Here is a 5,724-nt window from a genome sequence, read left to right as displayed (position 1 = left end):
CCGCGGTTTCGCAGCCAGTGCCCGAGCAGCGTCTCGGTATAGCCGGCGCCATAGACGTAGCCGGTGTCGAACAGATTGCCGCCGGCCTCGAAGAAGGCGTCAAGCAGGATCGAACCCGAAGAGAAGGTCCGGAAATCCTCGAAGCCGAGCGCCACCACAGACGTCGGCTTCGGCAGGCCGGGGATGGCGCGCTTGCCGATGGCCTTGCCATCAGTGCGCAGCGGCCGGCCAACGATGGTGTTGAGGCGCTTAGCCGGCTTTTCGATCTCGTACTCCAGCCCAACCGCGGCGCGCCATTTGTCGAGAACACGCAACGTGCCGAGGCTGTCGGCCCAGGACATGCCTGGCCAGGCGAATTCCTGGCGGCCGGCGAGGATCGCCTCGCCGGCACCATCGACCTCGAAGGAATAGACATGGCGCGTCTCGTTGACGCTGATGGTCTCGCGTGCGTGGCCTGCCCGGATCAGGTCGATCCGGCCCTGCCCGACGTCGCGGTTGCCACCGGCGAACCAGAAGTCCGGAACCTCGATGCGACCCTTGGTGCCAAAAATGCGCAGCACATTGTCCTGGTCGAGCGAAATGCTGCAGGAAAGCTCGGCGACGATGCCGCCGGCAAACTGCAGCAGCGCCGAGGCCCACTCGTCGACGCCGGACTGGCCAAGATGTGCCGCCCCCACCACCTTGTCGGGCTCGGTGAAGGGTAACCCTGTCGCGGCGCCGGCGATCAGCCGCGCCATCGACACCGGATAGCCGCCGACGTCGAGGATGCCGCCGCCGGCGAGGTCGTTGGCATAGAGCCGATGCTCCGGCAGGAAGCCCGGCATGGCGAAGCCGAAGCTCGACTTGATCATGCGGACTTCGCCGATGACGCCCGACTTGATCAATTCCACCAGCTTAAGCGTCTGCGGATGCAGCCGGTACATGAAGGCTTCGCCGAGGAAGGTGCCGGCCTTGCGCGCGGCATGGATCATGGCGTCGGCCTCAAAGGCGGTCAGCGCCAGCGGCTTCTCGCACAGCACATGCTTGCCGGCTTCAGCGGCCTTGATCGCCCATTCGGCATGGCCGGGATGCGGTATCGAAATATAGACGGCGTCGACACCATCGTCGGCGAGCAGCGCCTCATAGCCGTCGAGGATGCGCGCGCCCGGGAAGGTTTCGGCGAGCCCCGCCTTGCCGGGGTTGCGGGCACCGAGCGCTACCAGTTCGCCGGTGCGCGACTGCGCCACGCCGCCGGCAAAGGATTTGGCGATGCTGCCGGGCCCGAGAATGCCCCAACGAATCTTTTGCGGTCTGGATGTCATGTCAAATCTCCTGGGGTCGCCGCCACGCATTCGCGATCGGGCAAGAATGGAACCATTTTGTTCGAGCATGATCTTTCCGAAAGCCGGTTCGCGCTTTTCGGGCTCATGCCCTAGAGCGGTTCAACGTTTCTTGGAATCGCCGAACCGCTCTAAGTATTTGTTTTTACGCAATTCCGGACGGAAAACCGTTACACACTTTTCCTGGAATTGCTCTAGCGTATCCGCGCGCCCTTGGTGTCGAAGAGCAGCGCCTTGTCGGCCTTGATCGCCACCGTCAGATGGTCGCCGCTCGCCCGCTGCCTGGATGCCTCGCGCTCGATGATCAGTTCGTCGTCTCCGGCACCGGCGTAGACGTAGCTCACCGATCCGAGATGCTCGGCGACATCGGCCTTGACGGCGATGTCGCAGTCGCCTTTGCCGGCATCGAAGAAGTGTTCCGGCCTGACCCCGAGCACGACCTCGGCGCCGACAGCCGGAGGCGTGCTCTGGAGCGGCTTGCTCAGCCGCGCGCCGGCGTGGTTGACAAGCTCGACCGTCGCCGCGCCCGGCCCGGTCTCGACAACCCTCGCCGGCATGAAGTTCATCTTCGGCGAGCCGATGAAGCCGGCGACGAAGCGGTTGGCGGGATCGTCATAAAGGTCGAGCGGCGCGCCGATCTGCTCGACATTGCCGGCCTTGAGCACGACGATCCGGTCGGCCAGCGTCATCGCCTCGGTCTGGTCGTGCGTCACATAGATCATGGTGACGCCGAGCTCCTTGTGCAGCCGGGAGATCTCGACCCGCATCTGGACGCGCAATTCTGCGTCGAGATTTGAGAGCGGCTCGTCGAACAGGAACACTTGCGGCTCGCGCACGATGGCGCGGCCGATGGCGACGCGCTGGCGCTGGCCGCCCGACAATTGCTTCGGCCGCCGGTGCATCAGCTCGTCGATGCGGAGAATCTCGGCGGCGCGCCTCACCCGCCGCTCGGTGTCGGCCTTCGGGTTGCCGTTCATGCGCAGGCCGAAGCTCAGATTCTGTTTCACCGTCATGTGCGGGTAGAGCGCGTAGGACTGGAACACCATGGCGATGCCGCGCTCGGCCGCCTCGACGTCGTTCACCACCTTGCCGCCGATGGCGATCTCGCCGCCGCTGATGTCCTCCAGCCCGGCGATCATGCGCAGCAGCGTGGACTTGCCGCAGCCGGACGGGCCGACGAAGACGACGAACTCGCCATCGGCGATGTCGATGTTGGCGCCGTGGACGACGCCGAAGCCGCCGAAGCGCTTGACGACATTGTTGAGTGTGACCGCTGCCATCTCGCCTTTTCCTACTTGACGGCGCCGGCGGCGATGCCGGCGATGAAATGACGCTGCAGGAGCACGAAGACGACGAGCATCGGCACGGTCAGCATGACGGCGCCGGCCATGATGCCGCCCCAGGAGACCTTGGTCAGGCCGATCAGCGTGCCGAGCGCCACCGGTGCGGTCATCGAACCGGGCTGGCTGTTGATCAGCAGCGGCCAGAGATAGTTGTTCCACGAGGCGAGGAAGAGGATGATGGCGAGCGCGGCCAGCATCGGCCGCGCCAAGGGCAGCGCGACGAACAGGAAGATGCGCCACTCCTTGACGCCCTCGACGCGGGCGGCGTCGAACAGATCTGCCGGCATCATCGAGAAGGCCTGCCGCATGAAGAGCACGCCGAGCGAATTGAACAGAGGCGGCACGATCAGCGCGATCCAGGTGTTGGCGAGCTGGAAGTCGCGCGCCACCATGATGAACTGCGGGATCAGCACCACCGAATAGGGCAGTGTGATGGTGCCGAGGATGATCGCCACCACCGCGCCCTTGCCGACGAACTGATAGCGCGCCAGCGCCCAGCCGGCCATCGAGGTGAGCAGCACCGACAGGAAGGTGTAGGTCACCGCCACCGAAACCGAGATGCCGATGGCGCCGACGAAATTGGTGTCGCGCTGCAGATTGTTGACATTGTCGATGAAATTGTCGTGCGGCAGAAGCTCGATGCCGGGGCTGAAGATGCCGTTGTCGGGCATGGTCGAGAACACCACCATCATCCACAGCGGAAACAGCCAGATCACCGCCAGCGGCGTCAGGAAGAGATGCAGTGCGATTGCGCGACCGAGCCGGCTTTGCGAGCGCGAGGTCATTTCGGGTCCCTCGTCAGCCAGAGCTGCACCAGGGTGATGGCGATGGCCAGCCCCGCCATCGTGTATGCGACGGCCGAGGCGTAGCCGAAATTCAGCGAGCGGAAGCCCTGGCGGTAGAGCAACAGGCCGAGCGTCTCGGTGCCGCCGCCGGGACCGCCGCGTTCGGTGATCAGGAACGGCTCGGTGAACAGCTGCATGGTGCCGATGATCGACAGCACGGCGCAGAAGACGATGATCGGCTTCAACAGCGGCAGGGTGATGTAGAAGAACTGCTTGACCTTGCTGACGCGGTCGAGCGTGGCCGCCTCATAGACATCGTCCGGGATGGACTGCAGGCCGGCCAGCAGGATGATGGCGTTGTAGCCGGCCCAGCGCCAGGTCACCGCGATCATGATCAGCGCCATCGCCGGGGTGACGTTGGAGAACCAGTCGACGCTGGGCAGGCCGACGCTGTTCAAGAGCTTGTTGATGATGCCGAAATTGAGGTTGAACATCAGCCGGAACACCGCCGAATAGGCGACCTCGCCGACCACCACCGGGGCGAAGAAGGCGAAGCGGTAGAGGCCGCGGACTTTCAGCAGTGGCGAATTCAACAGCACCGCCATGACGATGGCCAGCGAGATCATCACCGGCACCTGGATGACCAGGATGAGCAGCGTGTTCTTCAGCGCGTTGTAGAAGGCCGGGTCGCCGATCAGCCGGCCCCAGTTGAAGGTCGGCGCGAAGCGCCACGGCACGGTGCGCGTCGCCTGGAAGGAGATCAGGAACGAGCTGATGATCGGCCAGACCCAGAAGATGGAAAAGATCAGCAGATAGGGCGTGAGGAAACGGTAAGCCGTGGCGTTCTGATGGCGCATCGTTTCCTCCCTTTCTGTTTCCTGTCGCGCCTTCTTGATGGGCGCAGTGTTACGCTTGGGGTTTTGCGAAAGCAGCGCCAATTGTTGATCTTGGCGCTGCCCCTCATCCGCCCTTCGGGCACCTTCTCCCCGTTAACGGGAAGAAGGAAACTGGCTGACTACTTCACCGGCAGGCCGGTCGCCGAGGCGATCTGGTTGGCGGCGTCGTCGAGCGCCGCCTTGGCGTCCGGATAGCCGCCGCCCAGATATTTGGTCTGCACCGCGCGCATGATGAGCTCGGCATCGCTCTGGAACTGCGTGCCGCGGCTCGGCACGACCTTGGGCAGGGTGGCCAGGATATCCTTCCACACCGCCTGGCCGCCCCAGTAAGGCAGGCCTTGCGAGACATAGGGGTCGTCGAGCGCCGAGATCAGCGACGGCACCAGGCCGAAATCCTTCAGCATGGTGATCTGGCCTTCATTGGTCTCCAGCGTGTATTTCAGATAGGCGTAGGCCGCTTCCTTGTTCTTCGAGGCCGAGGTGATGGCCAGCGACGAGCCGCCGAGATTGGCGGCGCGCGGGCCGTCGGCGGTCAGGCTCGGCATCGGATAGACGCCCCACTTGCCGTTTTCGCCGGCCGATTCGGTGCGGATGGTGCCCTCATACCAGCCGCCATAGACCTGGGTGGCGACGGCGCCGGCGGTGTTGTTGGTGATCTTGGTGCCCCAGTCGGCCGAGGCCATGATGCCGGCGTCCTTCATCTCCTTGATCTTGGTCAGCGTGTCGACGCATTTCGGCTGGTTGACCGTGATCGACTGGCCGTCCTCGGCGAAATAGCCGCAGCCCTGCTCGTTGGCGATCATGCGGAAGAATTCGGTGTCGCCGTTGAAATCGGCGTTGGTCATAGTGACGCCGGGATTGGCGGCCTGGATCTTCTTGCCGGCGGCGATGAAATCATCCCATGTCTTGATCGAGGCGGGGTCGACACCGGCCTTCTCATAGAAGTCGCGGCGGTAGAAGGCGGCGACCGGGCCGGAATCCCACGGCATCGCATAGGCCTTCTCGCCGACCTCGAGCTCGGTGCGCTTGAAATCGGGGAATTTCTTCTGGTCCTCGGCGGTGTAGCCCAGCGTATGCAGGTCGACGAAGCAGTCGGGGAACTGGCTCCAGTAGTTCTCGGCCTCGCCATTCTCGATCGAGACGATGTCCGGCAGACCGACGCCGCCGGCGGCGCAGCCGGCAATCGACTTGTCATAGGTCGGCTGGTTGCCGAGATCCTCGACGGTCGCCTTGATGTCGGGGTATTTCTTGTTGAAGCCGGCGACGGTGGCCTTCAGCGACGAAGCCGCGATGTTCCAGCTCCAGATCGTGATTTCGCCGGATTGCGCCATGGCCGGGCCGGAGCCCAGGGCAAGCGCGAGCGCGGCGCAGGTCAGTGTGG

5 protein-coding genes are annotated in these 5,724 nt (G+C 64.2%); all 5 read right to left on the bottom strand.

Translation table 11 applies throughout. From position 1 onward, the window contains the following. Positions 1–1,301, bottom strand: a 1,301-nt coding sequence (locus tag EN745_RS28340; RefSeq protein WP_189363184.1) for a Gfo/Idh/MocA family oxidoreductase, incomplete at its 3' end; no start/stop codon positions are given. Positions 1,302–1,513: 212 nt separating this feature from the next. Then, the gene (gene ugpC / locus EN745_RS28330; protein WP_126057343.1) at positions 1,514–2,599 is read right to left on the bottom strand and encodes a sn-glycerol-3-phosphate ABC transporter ATP-binding protein UgpC; all 1,086 of its coding nucleotides are present in this window, start codon (positions 2,597–2,599) and stop codon (positions 1,514–1,516) included. 11 nt (positions 2,600–2,610) lie between these two features. Continuing rightward, positions 2,611–3,447 (bottom strand): carbohydrate ABC transporter permease, encoded by an 837-nt coding sequence (locus EN745_RS28325; protein WP_126057344.1) that lies wholly within the window; start codon positions 3,445–3,447, stop codon positions 2,611–2,613. Next, positions 3,444–4,304, bottom strand: a complete 861-nt coding sequence (locus tag EN745_RS28320; RefSeq protein WP_126057345.1) for a sugar ABC transporter permease — start codon at positions 4,302–4,304, stop codon at positions 3,444–3,446. The genes EN745_RS28325 and EN745_RS28320 overlap by 4 nt, the downstream gene beginning before the upstream one ends. Positions 4,305–4,462: 158 nt before the next feature. After that, positions 4,463–5,674: an ABC transporter substrate-binding protein gene (locus EN745_RS28315; RefSeq protein WP_245487862.1), complete on the bottom strand. Its 1,212-nt coding sequence runs from the start codon at positions 5,672–5,674 to the stop codon at positions 4,463–4,465. Positions 5,675–5,724 lie beyond the last annotated feature (50 nt).

The organism is Mesorhizobium sp. M4A.F.Ca.ET.022.05.2.1, assembly GCF_003998845.1.
Lineage (GTDB): Bacteria > Pseudomonadota > Alphaproteobacteria > Rhizobiales > Rhizobiaceae > Mesorhizobium.
This window is presented reverse-complemented; position numbering and strand designations above follow the sequence as displayed.